The organism is Streptomyces hazeniae (genome assembly GCF_031845485.1).
GTDB lineage: Bacteria > Actinomycetota > Actinomycetes > Streptomycetales > Streptomycetaceae > Streptomyces > Streptomyces hazeniae.
This window is the reverse complement of sequence record NZ_JAVREQ010000010.1, coordinates 154694-174018: the sequence shown is the minus strand read 5'-3', so window position 1 is coordinate 174018 and position 19325 is coordinate 154694. Positions and strand designations below refer to the sequence as shown.

General features: G+C 68.5%; 20 protein-coding genes and 1 pseudogene. 12 read left to right on the top strand and 9 right to left on the bottom strand.

Translation table 11 applies throughout. From position 1 onward, the window contains the following. Positions 1-139: 139 nt before the first annotated feature. From RM572_RS13735 to RM572_RS13725, 3 genes are all read right to left on the bottom strand, one after another. Complete coding sequence (locus RM572_RS13735) at positions 140-568, bottom strand: hypothetical protein (RefSeq protein ID WP_311673604.1); 429 nt, start codon at positions 566-568, stop codon at positions 140-142. 106 nt (positions 569-674) lie between these two features. Further along, a complete protein-coding gene (locus RM572_RS13730; protein WP_311673603.1) occupies positions 675-1541 on the bottom strand; it encodes a DMT family transporter in 867 nt (288 codons plus the stop codon). Between the two features lie 330 nt (positions 1542-1871). Continuing rightward, positions 1872-2498, bottom strand: coding sequence for a hypothetical protein (locus RM572_RS13725; RefSeq protein WP_311673602.1), 627 nt, complete (start codon positions 2496-2498; stop codon positions 1872-1874). 204 nt (positions 2499-2702) lie between these two features. On the opposite strand from RM572_RS13725, the gene RM572_RS13720 reads away from it, so the two are divergent. Next, on the top strand, positions 2703-3227 hold the full coding sequence (locus RM572_RS13720) for an NUDIX hydrolase (RefSeq protein WP_311673623.1): 525 nt from the start codon (positions 2703-2705) through the stop codon (positions 3225-3227). Positions 3228-3334: 107 nt separating this feature from the next. Further along, on the top strand, positions 3335-3769 hold the full coding sequence (gene tsaA, locus RM572_RS13715; protein ID WP_199779632.1) for a tRNA (N6-threonylcarbamoyladenosine(37)-N6)-methyltransferase TrmO: 435 nt from the start codon (positions 3335-3337) through the stop codon (positions 3767-3769). A 49-nt stretch (positions 3770-3818) separates the two neighbouring features. On the opposite strand, the gene RM572_RS13710 is transcribed toward tsaA, so the two are convergent. Continuing rightward, complete coding sequence (locus RM572_RS13710; protein WP_311673601.1) at positions 3819-4079, bottom strand: hypothetical protein; 261 nt, start codon at positions 4077-4079, stop codon at positions 3819-3821. Positions 4080-4247: 168 nt separating this feature from the next. Here RM572_RS13710 and RM572_RS13705 point away from each other — a divergent pair, with 168 nt between their 5' ends. Next, complete coding sequence (locus RM572_RS13705) at positions 4248-4802, top strand: sugar O-acetyltransferase (protein WP_311673600.1); 555 nt, start codon at positions 4248-4250, stop codon at positions 4800-4802. A 293-nt stretch (positions 4803-5095) separates the two neighbouring features. Beyond that, positions 5096-5581 carry an aminoglycoside 6'-N-acetyltransferase gene (gene aac(6') / locus RM572_RS13700; RefSeq protein WP_311673599.1) on the top strand — a complete coding sequence of 162 codons (486 nt, stop codon included), beginning with the start codon at positions 5096-5098 and terminating at the stop codon, positions 5579-5581. A 31-nt stretch (positions 5582-5612) separates the two neighbouring features. Here the strand turns inward: aac(6') and RM572_RS13695 are convergent, their stop codons facing one another. Next, the gene (locus tag RM572_RS13695) at positions 5613-6026 is read right to left on the bottom strand and encodes a RidA family protein (RefSeq protein WP_106965615.1); all 414 of its coding nucleotides are present in this window, start codon (positions 6024-6026) and stop codon (positions 5613-5615) included. Further along, a complete protein-coding gene (locus RM572_RS13690) occupies positions 6023-6526 on the bottom strand; it encodes a GNAT family N-acetyltransferase (RefSeq protein ID WP_311673598.1) in 504 nt (167 codons plus the stop codon). The genes RM572_RS13695 and RM572_RS13690 overlap by 4 nt, the downstream gene beginning before the upstream one ends. Positions 6527-7035: 509 nt before the next feature. On the opposite strand from RM572_RS13690, the gene RM572_RS13685 reads away from it, so the two are divergent. The 6 genes from RM572_RS13685 (at position 7036) to RM572_RS13660 (ending at position 15547) form a co-directional block, all read left to right on the top strand. Continuing rightward, the gene (locus tag RM572_RS13685; protein WP_311673597.1) at positions 7036-7866 is read left to right on the top strand and encodes a helix-turn-helix domain-containing protein; all 831 of its coding nucleotides are present in this window, start codon (positions 7036-7038) and stop codon (positions 7864-7866) included. Between the two features lie 22 nt (positions 7867-7888). Then, positions 7889-8137, top strand: a complete 249-nt coding sequence (locus tag RM572_RS13680; RefSeq protein WP_311673596.1) for a hypothetical protein — start codon at positions 7889-7891, stop codon at positions 8135-8137. Between the two features lie 24 nt (positions 8138-8161). Further along, complete coding sequence (locus RM572_RS13675) at positions 8162-8737, top strand: class IV adenylate cyclase (RefSeq protein ID WP_311673595.1); 576 nt, start codon at positions 8162-8164, stop codon at positions 8735-8737. A gap of 695 nt (positions 8738-9432) precedes the next feature. Beyond that, positions 9433-10977 carry an ATP-binding protein gene (locus tag RM572_RS13670; protein WP_311673594.1) on the top strand — a complete coding sequence of 515 codons (1545 nt, stop codon included), beginning with the start codon at positions 9433-9435 and terminating at the stop codon, positions 10975-10977. 69 nt (positions 10978-11046) lie between these two features. Next, positions 11047-14043, top strand: a complete 2997-nt coding sequence (locus RM572_RS13665) for a Z1 domain-containing protein (protein ID WP_311673593.1) — start codon at positions 11047-11049, stop codon at positions 14041-14043. 628 nt (positions 14044-14671) lie between these two features. Continuing rightward, the gene (locus tag RM572_RS13660) at positions 14672-15547 is read left to right on the top strand and encodes an HNH endonuclease (RefSeq protein WP_311673592.1); all 876 of its coding nucleotides are present in this window, start codon (positions 14672-14674) and stop codon (positions 15545-15547) included. Here RM572_RS13660 and RM572_RS13655 read toward each other — a convergent pair. Then, positions 15540-16799, bottom strand: coding sequence for a DNA cytosine methyltransferase (locus tag RM572_RS13655; protein ID WP_311673591.1), 1260 nt, complete (start codon positions 16797-16799; stop codon positions 15540-15542). The genes RM572_RS13660 and RM572_RS13655 overlap by 8 nt on opposite strands. A gap of 89 nt (positions 16800-16888) precedes the next feature. On the opposite strand from RM572_RS13655, the gene RM572_RS13650 reads away from it, so the two are divergent. After that, entirely contained in the window at positions 16889-17332 is a 444-nt protein-coding gene (locus RM572_RS13650) for a very short patch repair endonuclease (protein WP_311673590.1), read from the top strand. Positions 17333-17459: 127 nt separating this feature from the next. Here RM572_RS13650 and RM572_RS13645 read toward each other — a convergent pair whose 3' ends face one another. Together RM572_RS13645 and RM572_RS13640 are read right to left on the bottom strand one after the other, a co-directional pair. After that, positions 17460-17900 carry a (deoxy)nucleoside triphosphate pyrophosphohydrolase gene (locus tag RM572_RS13645; RefSeq protein ID WP_311673589.1) on the bottom strand — a complete coding sequence of 147 codons (441 nt, stop codon included), beginning with the start codon at positions 17898-17900 and terminating at the stop codon, positions 17460-17462. Then, positions 17897-18496, bottom strand: a pseudogene (locus tag RM572_RS13640) (dienelactone hydrolase family protein); the annotation flags it as partial. The gene RM572_RS13645 and the pseudogene RM572_RS13640, both read right to left, overlap by 4 nt. 308 nt (positions 18497-18804) lie before the next feature. Here RM572_RS13640 and RM572_RS13635 point away from each other — a divergent pair. Beyond that, entirely contained in the window at positions 18805-19254 is a 450-nt protein-coding gene (locus tag RM572_RS13635) for a lamin tail domain-containing protein (RefSeq protein WP_311673588.1), read from the top strand. The last annotated feature ends 71 nt before the right edge of the window (positions 19255-19325 follow it).

The following is a 19325-nucleotide window of genomic DNA, read 5'->3' as shown; positions in this document are numbered from 1 at the left end:
CGGTCGTCGGGGCCCGACTCCGTGCGTGCGCCCGGCGTGCGTGTTCCGCACCCGCCGGTCCTCACGCCCCGTCACGGGCCCCTTCATTCGGTCACCGAACACCCTAGCGAGCCCCGTGTCGCGGGTCAGCGGGTTCGACTCAAGTCTCCGGCCCGTAACCCCCGTCGACGGCCCCCTCCGCGTCGCCGGCCGGGCCGTGACCCGACGGGGGCGGCGGGACCGGGCGCAGAGCGGCCGGCCCCCGGATCCGCCCGGGCGAGGGCCGGGACGGTCGGCCTCCAACCGTGACCAGACCCTTCAGGATGCACGTCCCGAAGGTCACCGCGAGGCCGCCTTCGGCCAGTGCGGACACCCACCAGCCGGCCTGCCACAGCCCGTACGCGGCGGGGGCGCCGGCGAGGGGCAACAGCACGACGAGGACCAGCAACAGCTTCGCCGTCCCGGTCTCGTTCTGCCCGGCACCGCGACGCTTCCTCCGCTCCGCTGCGACAGCGAGTGCGAACAACCCGCCCACCTGCCCCACCGCGAGCACCACGGCGGCCAGCACGTCGAGGACCTGGAGCACCATGACACCAGCGTGCGGGGTGCCCGGCTCCACCGCCTGAGTGCGCGTACTCACTTCCCGCCCGGGCGGACGGGCCACCGGCAGGGCGTGGCAGCAGCGTCGGGAGGCGTCAGGCGAGGGAGATCAGCGCGATGGAGGCGGCCGCCAGGGCCAGACCGAGGACCTGCGGGCGGGTCAGCCGCTCGCGCAGCACCGTGACCCCGAGCAGCACCGGGATCGCCGGGTACATGGCGGTCAGCACCACGGTCAGCGACAGCAGCTGCTCCCGGGTGGCGAGGGTGTAGAGCGTGATCGCGGACATGCCCAGCAGCCCGGCCCCGGAACACGCCCACACCAGGCGGGTCGGCATCCGCAGCCGCTGCGGCCGCCGTACGAAGAGGGGAACGAGCACGAGGATGGCCGCCGCGCGGTTCGCCAGCAGCGGCCAGAGGCCGGCCTCCGCGTCGATCTGCGCCAGCCCGACGAACTGCAGCGCGAAGCCGCCTCCCGCGAGGAGCCCGTCGGGAGCCCCGGCCGCGAACCCCCCGCGCCCCTCCCCCGGCGCGCCCTCCCGCTCGGCATCGCCGGTGCGGGAGACGAACCACAGCGCCGCCGGTGCGGCGGCGATCCCGCACCAGGCGACCGCCCCCGGACGGTCGCCCAGGAGCGCGACGCCCACCAGCACCGGCAGCGCCACGGCCGCCACGTCGCTGAGCGGCACCACCACGCTGAACTGCCCGCGGCTCATGCCGCGATAGACGGACGACACCCCGACGCCCGTGCCGATGCCGGAGAGTCCGCCCCAGGCCAGGTCGGCCCCGTCGACCACCGTGGCTGCTGCGGTGAAGGACGGTGCCAGGCACAGCATGAGCACCACACCGCCGAGCTGACCGAGGAGCGCGACCGCGGCGCTGTCGACCCGGCGGGCCAGCAGACCGCTGAGGAAGTGGGTCGTGCCGAAGAGGACGGCGGAGGCGAGCGCGAGCGCTTCACCCATCGCCGTCACCGCCTCCGCCGCGCAACGCAGGGTCCGGCCGTGGCGGACACGGCAGGAGCGGGTACCGCCGTGGCGGGTACGGCAGTCGTGACCGCCGGGGGCGCCGAAGACGAAGCGGTCGCAGCCGTCGCAGCGAACGCGGAGAACGCGATGACCGCGACGAACGCGACGAACGCGACGAACACGGTGGGGCCGCGGCCTGCCGCCACCGTGCGGCTACGCGGTGGCCCGCCCTCGAGTCCGGTGCACGTACCGGCTCGCCCCGTCCGTGCGCGCGCACGGACGGGGCGAGCGGAGCAACGGCGGCATGTCCGGGCGCCGCCTCGCCCGTCAGCTCAGCCAGCCCGCTTCCCGTGCGGCCTGCCACGCCTGCTCCTCCGCCTGGTCCGCGGCGACGTTCAGGGCCATGTCCTGCCCGTCGCCCTGGTTCGCGGCCTTGCCCGCGGCCTTCCACGCCTCCCGGGCGGCCTGGCGGGCGGCCAGCTCCGCGTCCTTGCGGCCCGCGTCCTTCGTCTCGACGAGCAGGTCCAGGCCGTACACCTCCATCACCGGCTGTGCCGCGCCACTCAGCACGGCCGCGTGGGCGGAGACCTCGCGGGCGTAGTCGGCCGCCTGCATCGGGTCGTCCGTGGTGGCGGCCCGCTCGGCGAAGTCCCGCGCGTGGTGCGGGTTCTCGCTGTGCCACTTCGCCGCGGGCGTGCCTCCGGGCGGGTCGCCGAGGATCATCTCGACCCGCTCGGCCGCCCGCGCCGCGCGACGGGCGTGGCACTCGGCGACGACCTGGTCGGCCTCGAACGCCCACAGCTGCTCGTCCATCTGCGTGCAGGTCGCGGTCGGCTGGATCGTGCGCGCCGGTTGCCCCGCCTGCGCAGCCTGTGCGCCGCCTGCCGTGCCGCCGAGCAGCAGCCCGCAGACCGCCACCGCCACCACCCCGCGGCCGATGCCCACCTTGCTCATGTCGTCCTCGCCTTCGCCCGGAACTCCGCCCGTCCGGGCGGCGGGCCCCGGCCTCTCCGGGTGCCCGCCGACGACCTTCCGGGCCTCCGGCCCGAGGGCCAAGCAGCACCGCCGCCGGCCCACCCGATCGGCGCCCTGCCGTGAGCCGAATGCCCCTGCCCCGGCGGGCAGACGGACGCCGGGCGCCCCTGCCACACTCCTCCCCTGTCCGAACTCGTCGACCGCGTGGACGCGTACGACCGGATCGTCGGCCCCGGCCCCGTGGAGCGCTCCGAAGCCCTTCGCAACCGCTGGCTGCACCGCATCGCCACGCTCGTCTGCCGGGACGGCGAGGGCCGGATTCTCGTCCATCGCCGCCCGGACGACTCCACGCTCTTCCCCGGCCGGTACAACTGGATGCTGGGTGGCGCGGCCCGGTCCGGCGAGACGTACGCGCAGGCGGCCGCGCGCGAACTCACCGAGGAACTGGGTGTACGGGCCCCCGTCCGCCGCGTGCTGACGTTCCTCTGCCACGGCGCGATCAGCCCTTACTGGAGGGGACTGCACGAGACCGTCGTCGACTGCACGGCCGTCGCGCCGGACCCGTCGGAGATCGCCTGGCACGCCTGGCTGACGGAGGCCGAGCTGCACCGTGCCGTCGCCGACGCGGACCGGCCGTTCGTGCCGGACGGCATCGAGGCGCTGGACCGCTACTCTCGAGGCCGCGCCCGCATCCGCCCCGGCAGCTGAGCACCCGTGCGACGCACCGACGCCCTGCCACACTGAACACGACGGTCGGCACCCGACGGCCGACGACCTACGGAACCCGACGAAGCCCGACGACCGGGAGGCGCGAAGTGACCGGTGATCCGTACGCGCTGCGGCCCCTGGGACGCGTCGAGTCGCCGCTGACGGAGCGGGCGTCGGCGCCCAAGCAGCCGGACGAGGGTGCGCCACCCGCGGTGCTCGCCTTCGAGCCGCAGTACGCCGCGGCGCTGAGCGACCTCCGCCCCGGCACCGACGTGCTGCTGCTGACCTGGTTCGACCGCTCCGACCGCGACGTCCTGGCCGTCCATCCGCGCGGCGACCACGCACGCCCCGAGACCGGCGTGTTCAGCACCCGCTCCCCGGACCGCCCCAACCCGATCGGCCTGCACGAGGTGACCGTCACCGCCGTCGAGCCGAGCCCCGACGGACGCACCCGGGTCCACGTGGCAGCCCTGGAGGCCCTGGACGGCACGCCGATCCTCGACGTGAAGCCGCTCCTGGCCTGCCGCCCCTCGGACCGCTGACCTCCACCTCCCCTCGTCGGCCGGCCACTTCCGTCACGACCACCGCTCCCTAGAGCAAACCGACCCCGCCCACACCACCGAACAGCGCGGACACGGCCAGCACGATGCCCACGATCACCGCGAACACCAGAACCGGCCGCGCCCGCACACGTATCCGCTGCACCCGCGCACGCCGGGCCGCCGCCCGGCTCCCGCGACCGTACGGTGACCCGTACGACGGCCCGTACAACGGAACGTGACCGCTGCCGGGGCGCCGCCCCGCGCCCAGCAGGCGCCGCTTCCAGTACACGAGCCGGTAGAAGAACTTCACCGACGCCTTCACCCCCTTCGATCGCGCCGACCGACCACCTACCGAAAACCTTACTCTCCGTCACTGACAACGGCCCCCGACGCCCGTCCACAACCCGGTGCGACGCGGCCGTGGCGCGGTCGGCAGACTGGACGGCGGCACGTCACCACCCCCTCGGAGGCACGCACCATGGCCAGCCAGAAGGAACGCATGCTCGCCGGCGAGCCGTACCTCGCGGACGACCCCGAGATCGCCGCCGACGCCCAGCGCGCCGCCGAGCTCGGCGAAGCGTTCAACGACTCCCGCGCCGCCGACCCCGGGGGCCGCCGCGCCGCACTCCGCGCGCTGATCGGCGAGGTGGGCGAGGACGTCGACGTACGACCGCCGCTCCACGTCGACTACGGCACCCACATCTCCATCGGCCCGCGCACCTTCGTCAACTACGGCTGCGTGTTCCTCGACGTCGCGCGCATCACCATCGGCGCCGACGTGCAGATCGGCCCCGGCGTCCAGCTCCTCACCCCGACACACCCTCTCGACCCCGAACCGCGCCGCGCCAAGTGGGAGGCCGCCGCGCCCCTCACCCTCGGCGACAACGTGTGGCTCGGCGGCGGCGTCATCGTCTGCCCCGGCGTGACCATCGGCGAGAACACCGTCGTCGGTGCCGGCGCGGTCGTCACCAAGGACCTGCCGCCGAACGTCGTCGCCGTCGGCAACCCCGCCCGCATCACCCGCCACCTCTGACCCCACCCCGACCCCGTCGGCCCGTCGACCGTCACGCGCCCCGGCTGCGCGGCACGCCCCCTCCGGGCACCGCGCAGCCGTCCCCGCGACGGGCGGCGGCTCGTTCGCCTCTCGCCTCCACCCGTGGCACGCCCGCCACGCTTCCCCGGCACCGTGCGCGGCGCCAAGCTGTACGACGAGGAGCGAAAGGCCACGCCGAGAGGTTTCGGGGAAGCGCCCGATGCGCGTACGACGGCTCGGCAGCCGCAGAAACCGCCCTGCGCCGAAGGGCCGGGACAGGCCAGGATGACCCCATGGAACCGGACTGGGAACTCCGCGGCGACAGAATCGTCCTCCGCCCCGTCATGGCCGACGACACCCCCACCCTCCACCGCATCGTCCGCGAACCCGAGGTCGCGGCCTGGTGGGGCACCCCCGAGGGCTTCGACGACATGCTGGCGGTCGTCCTCGACGGCGAGGTGATCGGAGCCGTCCAGTACGAGGAGGAGGACGACCCGGACTACCGGCACGCCGGCATCGACCTCTTCCTCTCCGCCCGCCACCACGGCCGCGGCCTGGGCGCCGAGACCGTCCGTACGCTGGCCCGCTGGCTCATCGATGCGCGCGGCCACCACCGCCTGACCATCGACCCCGCCGCCGCCAACACCACGGCCGTCCGCAGCTACACCCGTGTCGGCTTCCGTCCCGTCGGCGTCCTCCGCGCCTACGAACGCGACCCGCTGACCGGGGACTGGCGCGACGGCCTCCTCATGGATCTCCTCGCCGACGAACTCGTCTGACCACCGGGCCCCGGAGCCGCCGCGCCGCCCATCACCCGGGCGGCAGCGCCGCCGTCAGGTCCACCTCCACCAACTGCCCGCCGAACCCCAGCTGCGCCACCCCCAGCAGCGTGCTCGCCGTGCCGAAGGCACCTGCGATCACCGAGTCGTTCAGCCTCCGCCACGCCCCGGCCAGCACGCCCGTCTCGTCGCTGCGCACGTAAATCACCGAACGCACCACGTCCTCCGGCCGCGCGCCCACCGCCTCCAGGGCAACCAGCGCGTTGGCCGCGACCTGGTCGATCTGCGCGTCCAGGTCACCGCGCCCGGCCAACTCCCCCGCAGCGTCCAGCGGGCACTGCCCGGCCAGGTACGCCGTCCGCCCCGCCTCCACGACGGTGACATGGGCGTAGCCCGGCGTCGCGTGCAGCGGCTCCGGATTCACCCGCTCGATCCGCGCGTTCACGTCGTCGTCCCTTCCCGACGGCCCTCCGGCCGCCACACACACCGCACGTCCGGCTCGCACTCCTCGTTCCGGCCGCCGTCGGTACGGTCCGTCTCCGTGAAGCCGTGGCGCTCGTAGAACCGCCGCGCCGGACCGTTCACCTGGAACGTCCACAGCGCGAGCCCGCCGGGCCGGCGACGCTTCGCCAGCGCGACCAGCCGGTCCCCCACGCCCCGCCCCCGCCACGCCGGCTCCACGTACAGCTGCTCCAACGCGCCGCCGTCCAGCGCCAGCATCCCCACCACGGCACCGTCCGCCGTCGCCACCCACGTCTCCTGCTGCGGCAGCACGATCTCCCGTATCCACCAGCGCACGGCCTCGTCGTCGTGCGCCCGCCGCACGGTCGGCAGGGCCGCCGCGAACGACCGCAACCACACCCCCGCCACCGCCTCGGCGTCCCCCGCCTCCGCCCGCCGTACGTCCGTCTCCGCCCGTCCTACGTCCGTCTCCCTGGTCTCCACCCCCGCACCCTCCCAGCCCACCACCCCGGCCGCACACGGATTTCCCCGCCGACCGGCGGCCCGAATCCAGCCGGTCGGCGGTACCGGCACCCCAAGCCCGTCCCCCAGGCTGGACGTCGGCGCCGCCACAACGACCGGTGGACGCGCGCCGCCGGCCTCCCGGCCGGAGCTGAGGGGGAACAACGAGCCCCGGTGCCTCCCACTCCTGCGCCGGGGCTCCTCCCTTGCCCGCAGCGCCCGCGCCGCACGCACCAGATCGAGGTTTCCAGGACCTGGTCGCCGAGGACCTGGCCCGCCCCGCGCCCCTCTCAAGAACTTGTGGAGAAAACCCTTCCCCACCAAACCCGGCCCGGCGTCCCTCGTCCGGGTGAGAATCTTGATCTCCGGCCGAAACATCCCCAACTCGGCCTTACGCTCGGGCTCGACAACACCCGCACATGCGACGACCCCCGCCGGGACTGGCATCCCGAGCGAGGGTCTGACCACCCAGGAAGTCAGGACCTTCCCACATGGCTGTCCCGCAGCTTAACGCGCCCGCGCGCGCCCACCACGGCGTTCCGCAGGCCGGTGTCACCCACATCCGTCACCGGCACACCGAGCGCTTCACCGTCGTCGGCAACCACCTCGCCCAGCACGCCGAGTTGTCGGCTGTCGCGATCGGACTCGCCGTCTACATCCAGTCCAAGCCGGACGGCACCTCCGTCACCATCAAGGCCCTGGCCGCCCGCTTCCCCGAGGGCGAGGTCGTCGTCGCCCGCGCCCTCCGCGAGCTGGAGGCCGCCGGATACCTCCAACGCACCCTCGTACGCCTCCCCAACGGCCGCCGCATCACGCGCACCTCCTTCCACGACCACCCCGCCGCCCGCACGGCTCCCCCTTCCGCGCCGCCCACGCCCCCTCGGAAGCCGCAACCGCAGCAGGACCGGCCCTCCCCCGCGCCTTCCCCCGACGCCGACACCACCCCCAACAGCCGCGAAGCCCGCCACCTCCTGACCGCCCTCCGCGTCTACGACCCCCGCCTCGTCCTCGGCGCCCGGGACATCGCCCGCCTGATCCCCACCCTCACCACCTGGCTCGACCGCGGCATCGACCCCGCCGCAGCCGCCCGCACCCTCACCGCCGACCTCCCCGAGGGCGTCATCCACCGCCCCGCCGGTCTCCTCCACTACCGCCTCACGGAATCCCTCCCACCCGCGCTCCCCCTCGCCCACCTCTCCCGCTCAACCCCAACACCACCACCCCCGCGCCCCAACCCCCTCCAGAACTGCCCCTCCTGCGACCGCGCCCACCGCGCCCCCACCCCCGGCCTCTGCCCGGAGTGCGCCGAAGAGGCAGCCTGACCAGCGCGTCGGCCGCTGGACTGTGCGCTCCCTCAGGACACAGCCGCGGTCGCACAACCCCAGCACCACCTGCCGCTTCAACAACACGACCGACTACGAAGAGGGCTACTGCGGCGTACGCCTCCACCGCGACACCGCCGGCGACTTTCACGTCGGCATCTGCATCCAGCGCATGGACCTCTGCCGGCCCGTCCGGAACTTCGACACCAGCGGGGCGTGCAGCGAAGTCGCCAGACTGCGGGAGAACGACTTCCACCAGCTGACCGCCTGACCACACCAGGGAGCCGAACCAGCGATGCCCAAGCACGAGTACGAAGCCAAATTCCTGAACATCAACGTCGACGCTGTTCGCAAACAGCTCCGGATCGTCGGCGCACAACAGACCTTCGAGAAGACCCTCTTCACCAGGCTCATCTTCGAGAACGACGCCGTCCAAGGCGAACAGTGGCTGCGCCTCCGCGACGAAGGCGGCAGAACGACCCTCACCCTCAAGCAGGTCAGCGACGCCACCACCATCCACGGCACCACCGAGATCGAGATCGAAATCAACTCACTCGACACCACCACCGAACTACTCAAAGCCCTCGGACTCCGCCAAGTCCGATACCAGCAGAACTACCGCGAAGAGTGGCATCTCGGTCACATCACCTACGACCTCGACACCTGGCCCGACCTACCCACCTTCCTCGAGATCGAAGGCCCATCCGAGGACGCCGTACGCACGGCCGTCGCCGACCTCGGCTACGACTACAACGAGGCCCGCTACGGCAGCATCGACCTCATCTACAAGAGCGAGGCAGCCCGCGACATCCTCGCCGAACCGACCCTTCTGTTCGGAGACAGCCAAGCCGCGGCACCGCAACGCAGCTAGCCTCCGACGCAGCATGCGCCGTGCGCACCGGCGGAGCGAGGCAGCCGCAAGGGTTCTCGGCCGGGTGCGCGGCCCTGAGTGGTCGATGACGAAGCTCGTGCCACTCGCGTGCCAGATCGGGCGGGAAATCGCGGGGAACAGCGGTCGCAGTCGGGCAGTGAGCACAACAACGGCTCCTGACCGTTCTTCCTGGTCAGGAGCCGTCGTTGTGCGGAGGCGGTGGGATACAAACCCCGCGGTGACATCGCTGCCACGACGGTTTTCTACTTCGCATCTCTCGCAGCCCTCACCGTCCCTCCGTATGTCCCGCGGCGGGGGCGTGTTGGCCTGCCTCTCGGACGCTCAACGGGATACGACACGGCGGCACGGCCCCGTCGTTATGGCCCTCGGAGATACTGCACCCACACGAGCTGAGGTTGACGAAGCATCAGCATTGGGCAGCTATGCCCAGTGTGGCAGGGCGAAGACTGGCGCGTGAGCGAACACAGCGCGCAGGCCCGGGCGGTGCATGACCCGGGCAAGACCCTGCTGGATAGAGTCCGTCGCGCTTGCACTGTCCTCGCGACCTGAAGCTGACAGGCATAGATCGACTGTACAAATTCCATACAGGATCTCCATAATCATGAGCCTTGGAGACGAACCTGATGTCCCCTCAGGTGAGCCTCCGTCCGCTGCGACCGAGGAACTGCGAACGTATGACTGACCCTGCATCACTCACCGGCAGCTGGCAGTACGACGTGCCTGTCACCAACAGCACACGGCTGCCACCGGATGCTGGGTATGCAAAGGCTCTGACGAATCAGGGATACGGCTTCGAGGTTGCCGTGGCCGACCTCATCGACAACTCAGTCGATGCTGGTGCGGACTCGGTGGTGGTGCACTTCCTGCGTGACGCCAACCGCATCGTCTCGCTGCTCGTCCTCGACAACGGCCGGGGCATGGACGACGCGGGCCTCGACAGTGCTATGACTGTCGGCCGCCGTCGTAACTACGGGGAGCGGGCACTGGGGATGTACGGCACCGGCCTGAAAGCCGCCTCCCTATCACACGCGCGCTCGCTGACGGTCATCAGCCGTACCAAGCGCAGTCGCGCGGCGGGCCGCAAGCTTACCGCCGAGGGCATCGAGGACGGCTTCCGCTGCGACACCGTTGACCCGGACTTCGCGCAACGACAGATCGACACGTATGACGGGCTGATCGAGTGGCATGGCACGATCGTGCGCTGGGACAGGGTGCGCGCCTTCGAGACGGTCTCCTCCGGCCAGAGCGAGCAGTTCCTCTCGGAAGCGATATCCCGGCTTGAGGCCCATCTTGGACTTTACCTGCACCGGTTCCTCAGCGGCTCGCTGAAACTAGATATCGCCGTGTGGGACGTGGACACCGGCGACGAGACCGATCACATTAGGGTGGAGCCGCTCGACCCGTTCGGCTACAAGGTGCCTGGCAGGGCCGGTTACCCGAAGGCATTCACGGCACCGGTCGAGGGAGCGGGCGATGTCCAGCTAGAGGCGCACATCTGGCCAGCCAAGTCGAAGCAGGCTGGCTTCCGGCACATCGGATCGCTGAGCGAGCGCCAAGGCTTCTACTTTTACCGCAATGACCGGCTCGTGCAGGCTGGCGGCTGGAACAACCTGCGGAGCCCGGAAGGGCACCTGTCGTTGGCGCGAATCGCAGTGAACCTCCCCGCGGACGGGAACCGGGTATTCAGCCTCAGCGTGAAGAAGGAGGGCGTGCAGGTCACTCCTGCCTTCACCCGCGGAATCGAGACGGCAACCGATGCCGCGGGCACCTCATTCCGCACGTACCTCGCTGATGCCGAGGCTGCCTACCGTGAGGGCGCCTCACGGTCAGCCATCAACCGTCTGCCGGTCATCGCCCCTGGCAAGGGCTTTGACCCCAAGGTCAAGCGGACAATCGCCGAGGAGCTTCCGATCAGGGGCGGAGAGGAGCCCATCAGCATCGAGTGGGTGCCCCTCCCCGAGGGCCGGTTCTTCGACCTTCGCCGGGACGAGCACACCATCCTGCTCAACCGAGCGTTCCGGGACGACTTCAACGACGGCAGACGTGGTGGGTCCAACGATGCGCCAGTCATCAAGGCGCTGCTGTATCTGCTTCTTCAGGATTTCTTCGGGCTCGGCCGCTGGGAAAGAAGTCGGGCCGACCGTATCGAGTACTGGAACAGCATCCTTCTGGCATCAGCGCGCGCGCAGCGCGAACGCCGACAGCGCACCACCTCCTGACCCGCTACAATCAATATCCGGAGTCGATCGCACCAGTCAGCCGTGCCCTGCCCGAGAAGAGAACCCGCCGTGAGCGACGTGCTTTTGGAAATCCACACATCCGCCTTGGCCGCGATGGAGACGAAACCCCTGTCCTTCATCAAGGTGGCCACCGCACTGGCCGATGACGAAATCCCGAGGGTCGACATAAGTGAGGAGGCGCTCTGCATTAGACTCGCGGACGATCGGGGAAACGGCGGTGCGCTGACCGCAGTATGGGCGAAGGCACTCACGGCCTGGGACTTCGCCGCAGATCCCAGTTGGGCCCCGGGCATCGGAGCAAGAACCCGTGAACGCCGCGCGGCGATCTATGACCGCCTCCGGTTCGGAGACGCGGTGCGCAAGGCCCTCGACTCGGCCGTGCCTGTTGCCAACATGCCGGGCGCAACCGTCATCGCCCGCGAGCACACCCCCTGGTACACACCCGAACGTGCTGCCGCCCGCACCTTTTACTGGCAGGCGTACGAGGGGAAACTCCGGAGTAAGGGCTGGTCTGAGGCAGCCATCGCGAGCCTGCACGAAGCCAGCCGAGCAGTCGTCGAGCGTCTCACTAATCCCGAGCAGGAGGCCCGTCGCCAGGCTAAGGGCCTGGTCGTGGGCTACGTCCAGTCCGGGAAGACGGCCAACTTCACTGGTGTCACGGCAAAGGCACTCGACGTCGGCTACCGCCTGATCATCGTTCTCGGCGGCACCCTAAACCTCCTACGCGCTCAGACGCAGCGTCGTCTCGACATGGAGCTGATCGGCCAGGAGAACATCCTGCGCGGCGCAGACCCTGCCGATCCGGACACCCTTGTGGGCGTCGACTATGTGGGCGACGACGAGGACTGGGACGAGTTCGTCTGCCACTCAGGGCGTCCCTCGACGCTGCAGGCATTCGACATCGAGCGCCTTACGACCCGCGACAAGGACTACATGAGCCTAGCTCAGGGCATCAGGGCGCTGGAGTTCGAAAAGCACTCGCCGACTCTGCCGCTGTACGACCCGGTTAATCTTCACAGGGCAGCAGCACGCGTGATGGTCGTCAAAAAGAATAAGGCTGTGCTTACGAAGCTAGTCAAGGACCTCAAGCAGATCCACGGCATCCTCGGCGAACTGCCCACTCTTATCATCGACGATGAGTCCGACCAGGCTTCCGTGAATACCTCAGACCCGAAGAAGTGGGAAAAGGACTCCACCGAGCGCACCGCGATTAACGACCTCATCTCGCAGCTGCTGAAACTACTCCCACGCGCCCAGTATGTCGGCTACACGGCAACCCCGTTCGCGAACGTCTTCGTCGATCCTGGGGACGCCGAGGACATCTTCCCCAGCGATTTCCTGATCTCCCTGCCGCGCCCCGAGGGCTACATGGGGGTCCAGGACTTCCACGACTTCGACTCACCCCCTGATCCCGCACAGCGCACGGTCGCCAACTCCCAAGAGGAAGCACATGTGCGGAGCATCTACAGCGAGGGTGACGATCGTCTGCAGGAGGCGATGGACGCCTTCCTTCTCAGCGGCGCACTGAAGCTGTACCGCGCTGATCACAAGGTCCCCGACAAGCCGTTCCGCCACCACACGATGCTTGTCCACGAATCCGTGAAGACGGACGACCATGCAGCCCTCGCGCTGCGCATCAACACCATGTGGCACCAGGCCGGCTACACCTCCACGGACGGCCACCACCGCCTCGCGCATCTCTGGACCGCTGACTTCGCCAAAGTCTCCGGTGCCCGCGCCGCGGACCTCCCGAATCCTGACTCATACGACGAACTGCGTCCTTACGTCAGCCGCGCCCGCCAGCTCATCGCTAAGGGTGGAAACCCCGTCATCGTCGTCAACGGCAACTCAGACAAGTATTTCCAACAACTCGACCTTGACTTCGACCGCACACCAAACATCTGGAAGATCCTGGTCGGCGGTACCAAACTGTCTCGCGGCTTCACTGTCGAGGGCCTAACCACCACCTACTACCGCCGTACCGCCCGCCAGGCGGACACACTTATGCAGATGGGCCGCTGGTTTGGCTTTCGGCCCGGTTACCGCGATCTCGTGCGGCTATACATTGGCAGGGAGGAGCCGCTGACCAAGACGGCGACGGCGGACCTCTACGAGGCATTCGGAGCGGTTTGCCGCGACGAGGAACTCTTCCGTCAGCAGTTGACCCAATACGCCGAATTGGTCGATGGCTTTCCTCAACTCACGCCCGCACAGGTGCCACCACTGGTCGCTCAGCACCTTCCCTGGGTGAAGCCATCGGCACGGAACAAGATGTTCAATGCGGAGCTCGTCGAAATCCGCTCTCCAGGCAAGCCGATCGAGCCAGCAGCATACCCGACCGACGAGTCGGCCCTGTGCCGCAACACCAAACGGTGGGGCCCGCTACTCGGCGCCTTGTCTCCGGAGCTCGTTAGCTTTACCAGCCCGCCCAAGGTAGCCGGTGCCCAAGGCACTACGTTTTCCGCTCTCACGGCGCGTGTCAGCCACTCTGAGCTCATCGCGGTGCTCAGCCAGCTGGAGTGGGAGCGTGAGGGCATCTTCCAACCCCACTTGCGCTACCTAGCCCAGCTAGACGGCACCCTCGCGAAGGTCGATGACTGGCTGGTTCTGGCCCCGCAGCTCACCAAGGCAGACCGGGTAGAAGCCATCGTACTGAACTCAGTTCCGCTCTCCCTTGTACGGCGCCAGCGTCAACCTGGCAAGTCCTCTTTCGGGCGCATCGCGGGGCTCGAGCATCGGGCCGCTGCCCAGTGGCTGATCGACTCGGCCGTCGATGTCGCCTCGGTGACAGCATCGAATAACGGTGTCGGCCCAAGGACCGGGGTCGCCTTGCTCTACCCCCTCGTGGAAGCCAAGTTGGGCGCGGATCTCAGCGCCGTGGCCGGAGTCTCACAGGGCAAGGCCGACCCGGCCAAGCTGGCCATGGCCTTCACCCTGATCCCCCCGAAGTCCGCGACCGACTCCTCCCGCCGCCTTGTCCGTTTCCAAACGAAGGACTCTACCCACATCGACGCCCCGATCGTGGCCACACCTGCGACGCAGTGACGCCCTGATACTAATGACTGCTCGCTGGCTCAAGGACAACGACTAGTCCAGGACGCACCTGGCCAGGCCTCAACAATGACCTTCCACGTCCTCAAGATCGACGGCAGGGAGAACGAGATGGAACCGGTCCCGGGGCGGTTCAGCTTGAACCGGTCCCGGGGCGGTTCACGTAGGTGATGTCGCCGTACCAGCTGGTGTCGATCGCTGTCGGGTCGGGAATGAAGTCCCGCAGAACGAGGTCCGGCCGGGATGCTGCCCGCGGGTCGGGGACCGTGGTCAGGTGACGCCGTCGGCGATGCCGACCCTGCAGTCCGGCCGCCCGCATCAGTCTGGCGACGCGACGGTGACCGCATCCGGCGCCTTACGTTTCAGGGTTGCGTCGATGCGCGGGGCTCCGTAGAGGTGCCCTTCGAACGCTGGTGGACCCTGGTGATCTGCTTCGTCAACTCGGCATCGCGGGCCGCCCGCAGACCGGGCATGCCATTGCGGCCGGCGTAGAAGGCGGTTCGGGAGACCTTGAGCAGTTCAGACGCCCGTTTGACCTTGTGACCTGCGCGCTTCTCCGCCTCGATGAACGGTGTACCGTCACCGGGTCTCAATCCTCCCGGGGCTGAACCCCTGATCTCGGATGTCCGTCGAAGCGGATCAAGCCCAACACAGGCTTGGGCAAAGATGCGTTCAGCCGGCCATACTCCTGTGCATGATCCCTGCAGAAGCCAGCGAACACGACGAGTCGAGGGCACCGGACGGGACACCCTGGTGGGAGCTCTCGATTCAGCCCGGTACCAAGAAGAAGCCGTTCGGCCAGGAGCGACGCTTGGCGGCTTGGCTCTGGTTCAACAAGCACACAGGCGACACATTCACAATGCGTGAACTTCGAGCTGCCTTGGGCGCGGATATAGTCGAGTCATCCGAGCACTTGAACCGACGCTTGCGCGAGCTACGCAAATGCGACTGGGAAATTCCTTCACAACGGAACGATGCCACTCTTGCACACGACGAGTACCGACTGCGAAAAAAGGGTGGTCGACTCTGGCTTGACAGCGAGCGGGCCAAATACGAGAGGTTCGCACCAAGTGCTCGCATCCGCAGGTTGATCATGGACCAGGATGGCTCTCGGTGCAGAATCTGCGGACTCGGTGTAGACGATACATACCCTGAAGACGGCAGCAATGTTCGACTTACTATCGGCCACCTCGTGCCTCAAGAGCGACTCCGGTCCCGCGGAGCCCGAGACGACTTGAACAACTGGCGCACGGAATGCTCGAGGTGCAACGAGACGGTAAGAGACGAGGTACCCGACCCAGATCGATATGACGAGGTCCTGGCAGGAATGAAGAGGCTCACCATCAACGAGACGAGAGAGCTTCTCAATTGGATGCGAAAAGGCGAACGTGTTCGCTCGCGAGTCGACCAGGCATACGACCGAGCCCGCAAACTCCCAATTAGGGACCGAAATGCGCTAATCGATCACCTGTCTCAGCGCGTAGGCGAGACTAGCTAATTCTAGACCGCATCTCGGAGAAGCGTGAGTGCCGCTCGTGATCTTCCTGGCCCACGAATCCTTTGAAGCCCACGAGCCGGTACGCTCGCCCTCCAAGTTGGTCGTCCTCGCGAATCACAAAGTCCTTGGCCAGACTGGCCATGCGGCGCTCAAAAGTGGGGCCATCGATTTTCTCTCCTGCCAGCTTCACCAACTCTTTCGCTGTTAGTGCGACTGGTGCACTCCGTAGTGCCAGGTAGAGCCGGTCATGCATGGCATCATTTTCCACCTCGGACAGTTTTTTCCGCCGCCCCTTGCGATTCAAGGCATTGGCGATGGATGTACCAACCGCTCTGGCCACTGGCGGGGGAAAAGCATTGCCAATTTGCCGATACCTCGCTGTCTTGCGACCCGTGAATTTCCAAGCATACTCAGAATCAGGCCCCCACCCTTGGATGCGTTCGACCATTTCCGTGGTCAGCTTGGGCTGAAAATCAATAGGATGCGACTCGCTTGGTGGGGCATCCGCAACGCCCATCGCATCGACACCCAGCGCACGCCAAGCAGCCTTAGCACGGCTTGGACCAAGATCTGCGCCGCCGTGTTTCTTAGATCCGCCTACAATGGTTGGCGCGATGTCGTTCGCCTTTGCTCTCCATGGCTCAGCACCCGGCCAGCCGTCGGCGGCCATCAGGTCAAAAAGTGCGTCCCCAACCGTGCCCTGGTATGGCGCTTTTTCAGGCCACTCAAACCACGGAGTATATTCGTTACGGAGTGCAATAAGCACGAAACGGGGGCGCAATTGCGGGACGCCATAATCACTCGCATGCAAGAGCTTCCAGTCAGACCAATACCCGAGCTCCTTGAAACGATCCTTAACATGCTGACGGTACGCAGAGAAGCGAGGCATCGAAAGACCTCTCACATTCTCCAAGAGGACTGCCTGCGGCTCCATTTTTCCTGCGGCTTCAACGGCCCACGCGAAAAGGTCACGCTCATCGGTTGCGCCAAGCTGCTTGCCAGCGATGGAGAATGGAGGACAGGGAACGCCCCCAGCCAGCAGGCTGACTTCCGGAAACTCCTTGGGATTCCAGATACTTTCGTCAGCCACGTCACCTAGCCGGACGTCCCAGTGATTGCGATTCTCGCTGAGAGTGTTGGCAGCGTTCTTGTCGAGCTCGACGGCGACCCTATGGTCAAAGCCTGCCAACTCAAGACCGAGCGACTGGCCTCCAGCGCCCGCGCAGATCTCCACAACCGACAGGTCAGCCACGCTCGTACCTCCAGTTCTGGCCTTCACAGCCCTGCCATCCTGCCCCATCAAACACCGTGAGTCTGACACCCTTGGTTACGGTGGTAGCGATGACCCCCACCCCAGAGAACGCAGCGACACCGCCAACCCCAGGCCGCTCACGCAACATGGCAGCGATCAAGCGGCGGGACACCAAGCCCGAGCGGGCAATCCGCTCGCTGCTTCACGCCGCAGGGAAGCGTTACCGAGTTGATGTCCGAGTGCAGGTGGAGGGAGCCCGCCCACGGCCGGACATCGCCTTCACGCGTGCTCGAGTTGCTGTCTTCGTCGACGGCTGCTTCTGGCACTGCTGCCCTCACCACGGTCGGCAGCCCGAAGTGAATGGCGGGTACTGGGGCCCTAAGCTCGAGCGGAACGTAGCGCGAGATCGGGCTGCGGACGAGGCCCTGGCGGCCGCGGGCTGGACGGTTGTACGTGTATGGGAGCACGAGGACCCCGAGACCGCGACCAGACGCATCATCGCGGTTCTCGATGACGTCGCCCCAGCTACGTGACGCGGCCGACTCGATGAGAGCTTGAGCTGCATCCTTCGTGCGCATCTGTTCCGACCGTTGCTGTAACCGTCACCGGTCCACTCGACGGCCGCCTCCTGCTCGTGTAGCTAAGGCAGGTGAAACGAGACTAGATGCGCTCGCGACCAGGGCCCGCCGATGACGTTTGGTGCTCGGTCAGCCAGTGGACGGCGGGGAGGTCCTGGGGGAGCCAGGAGAGGGTGAGGGCTTCGGCGGGGGTGAGCCAGCGGAGGGCGTCGTGGTCCTGGAGGGGCTGCGGGGTGCCGGAGGTGAGACGGGCGAGCCAGATGTGGAGGACCAGGTCCTCGCCGACGGGCCAGGCGCCGGGGACGCGTGCGGTGACGGTGGCCTCGACGCCCAGTTCCTCGCGGAGCTCGCGGGCCAGGGCGGCCTGTTCGGTCTCGCCGGGCTCGACCTTGCCTCCGGGGAACTCCCAGCGCCCGGCGACGGCGGCCGGGGACGTGCGGCGGGCTGCGAGGAAGCGGCCGTGGGAGCACAGGGCGGCGCCGACGACGACGCGGGGCGGGGTGGGAGCCGGTGCCGGGGTCACGGGGTCGAGTCCAGGGCGGCGAGGAAGCGGGCGGCGCGCTGCCAGGTGAGGGTGGCTGCGGCGGGGTCGTAGCCGGCGGAGGCAGGGTCGGTGAAGAAGTGGGCGAGCCCCGGGTGCGTGTGGACGTCGGCGGCTGACGGTTCAGGGGCGGCGGTGGAGGCGGCGTGCTGCCAGGCGGCGAGGTCGGCGGGTGGCACGAACGGGTCGGGGTCGGCCACGTGGATCTGTACCGGCAGGTCGTCGCGGACGGTCTCCGGGCGGCCGGGCAGGGCGTGGAGGGCGAGCACGCCGGCCGTGTGGGGGCGGTGCGGCAGAAGGGTGCGGACGACGGACGCGCCCATGGAGACCCCGGCGAGGACCGCGTCGTCGGGCTGCGTCGCCGCGGCGGACAGGGCGCGTTCGACCAGGGTGTCGCGGCCGGCGGCGCGGTTGAGGGCGAAGCCGTCGTCGAGGGTTTCGGCGGTCCGGCCGTCGTACAGGTCGGGCGTGGTGACGTCGTGGCCCTCGGCGCGGAGGCGTTCGGCGGCCTGGAGTTCGACGGGGCGCAGCCCGAGGACGGAGTGGAAGAGGAGGACGGTGGCCATGCGCCCAGTGTCCCGGGGGCGGGCGGGGGACGTGCGGCCGGGCGGGTGAAACGCCGGGCCCCGGGGAACCGGGGCGGGGGGTGCGCGCGACCTGAGGAGTGTCCGGCTCCGGGAGTGCCCGCCTGCACTCCGGGAGTCGGGCGAGGGGCCGGGTCCGCGGGCGTCTTCCTGCCCGAGTGCGCCGCGGGCTCGGCCCTCTGCGGCTTACGACGGTTCTGTCGCTGTTCGGTAACAGGGCCTTCAATCGGATGAGTTGACCATATTCTGTGGCTCTGCCGGGCCCTGTGGGGTGCCCGGCCCGAGAATCACCGAGGACGCTCATGCGCCGATTCCGTACCGTCGCAGCCGGTGTGGCCGCTCTGGCGGCCGCCGCGACACTCGCCCCCTCCCAGGCCCACGCAGCCGGGAACGTGTACGTCTACAAGATCCACTACGACAGCCCCGGCAGCGACCGGGGCGGCAACTCGAGCCTCAACGCGGAGTACGTGCAGATCAAGAACACCACCGGTGCGAAGTTCCAGATGCAGGGCTACACGGTCCGGGACGCGGCAGGGCACACGTACACCTTCCCCTCCTACCGCATCAGCCCCGGGAAGACGGTCAAGGTGCACACGGGGAAGGGCACGAAGTCGCCCGGGCACCTGTACATGGGGCGCGGTTGGTACGTGTGGAACAACGACAAGGACACGGCCACGCTCCGGAAGCCGGGGGGTTCGTTCCGCGACTCCTGCGCGTACAACTCGACGCGCGTCGACTACAAGATGTGCTGATCCACTGATCAAGTGATCCACTGAGGTGCTGAGAGATCCGTCGGCCGTCCCGGCCTCGCTGTGCACCGGGG

Coding starts and splice junctions, on each gene's coding strand:
- RM572_RS13735 (WP_311673604.1), bottom strand. CDS start 568: ATGGTGCTCCAGGTCCTCGACGTGCTGGCCGCCGTGGTGCTCGCGGTG.
- RM572_RS13730 (WP_311673603.1), bottom strand. CDS start 1,541: ATGGGTGAAGCGCTCGCGCTCGCCTCCGCCGTCCTCTTCGGCACGACC.
- RM572_RS13725 (WP_311673602.1), bottom strand. CDS start 2,498: ATGAGCAAGGTGGGCATCGGCCGCGGGGTGGTGGCGGTGGCGGTCTGC.
- RM572_RS13705 (WP_311673600.1), top strand. CDS start 4,248: ATGGCCAGCCAGAAGGAACGCATGCTCGCCGGCGAGCCGTACCTCGCG.
- RM572_RS13685 (WP_311673597.1), top strand. CDS start 7,036: ATGGCTGTCCCGCAGCTTAACGCGCCCGCGCGCGCCCACCACGGCGTT.
- RM572_RS13675 (WP_311673595.1), top strand. CDS start 8,162: ATGCCCAAGCACGAGTACGAAGCCAAATTCCTGAACATCAACGTCGAC.
- RM572_RS13670 (WP_311673594.1), top strand. CDS start 9,433: ATGACTGACCCTGCATCACTCACCGGCAGCTGGCAGTACGACGTGCCT.
- RM572_RS13660 (WP_311673592.1), top strand. CDS start 14,672: ATGTCCGTCGAAGCGGATCAAGCCCAACACAGGCTTGGGCAAAGATGC.
- RM572_RS13650 (WP_311673590.1), top strand. CDS start 16,889: ATGACCCCCACCCCAGAGAACGCAGCGACACCGCCAACCCCAGGCCGC.
- RM572_RS13635 (WP_311673588.1), top strand. CDS start 18,805: ATGCGCCGATTCCGTACCGTCGCAGCCGGTGTGGCCGCTCTGGCGGCC.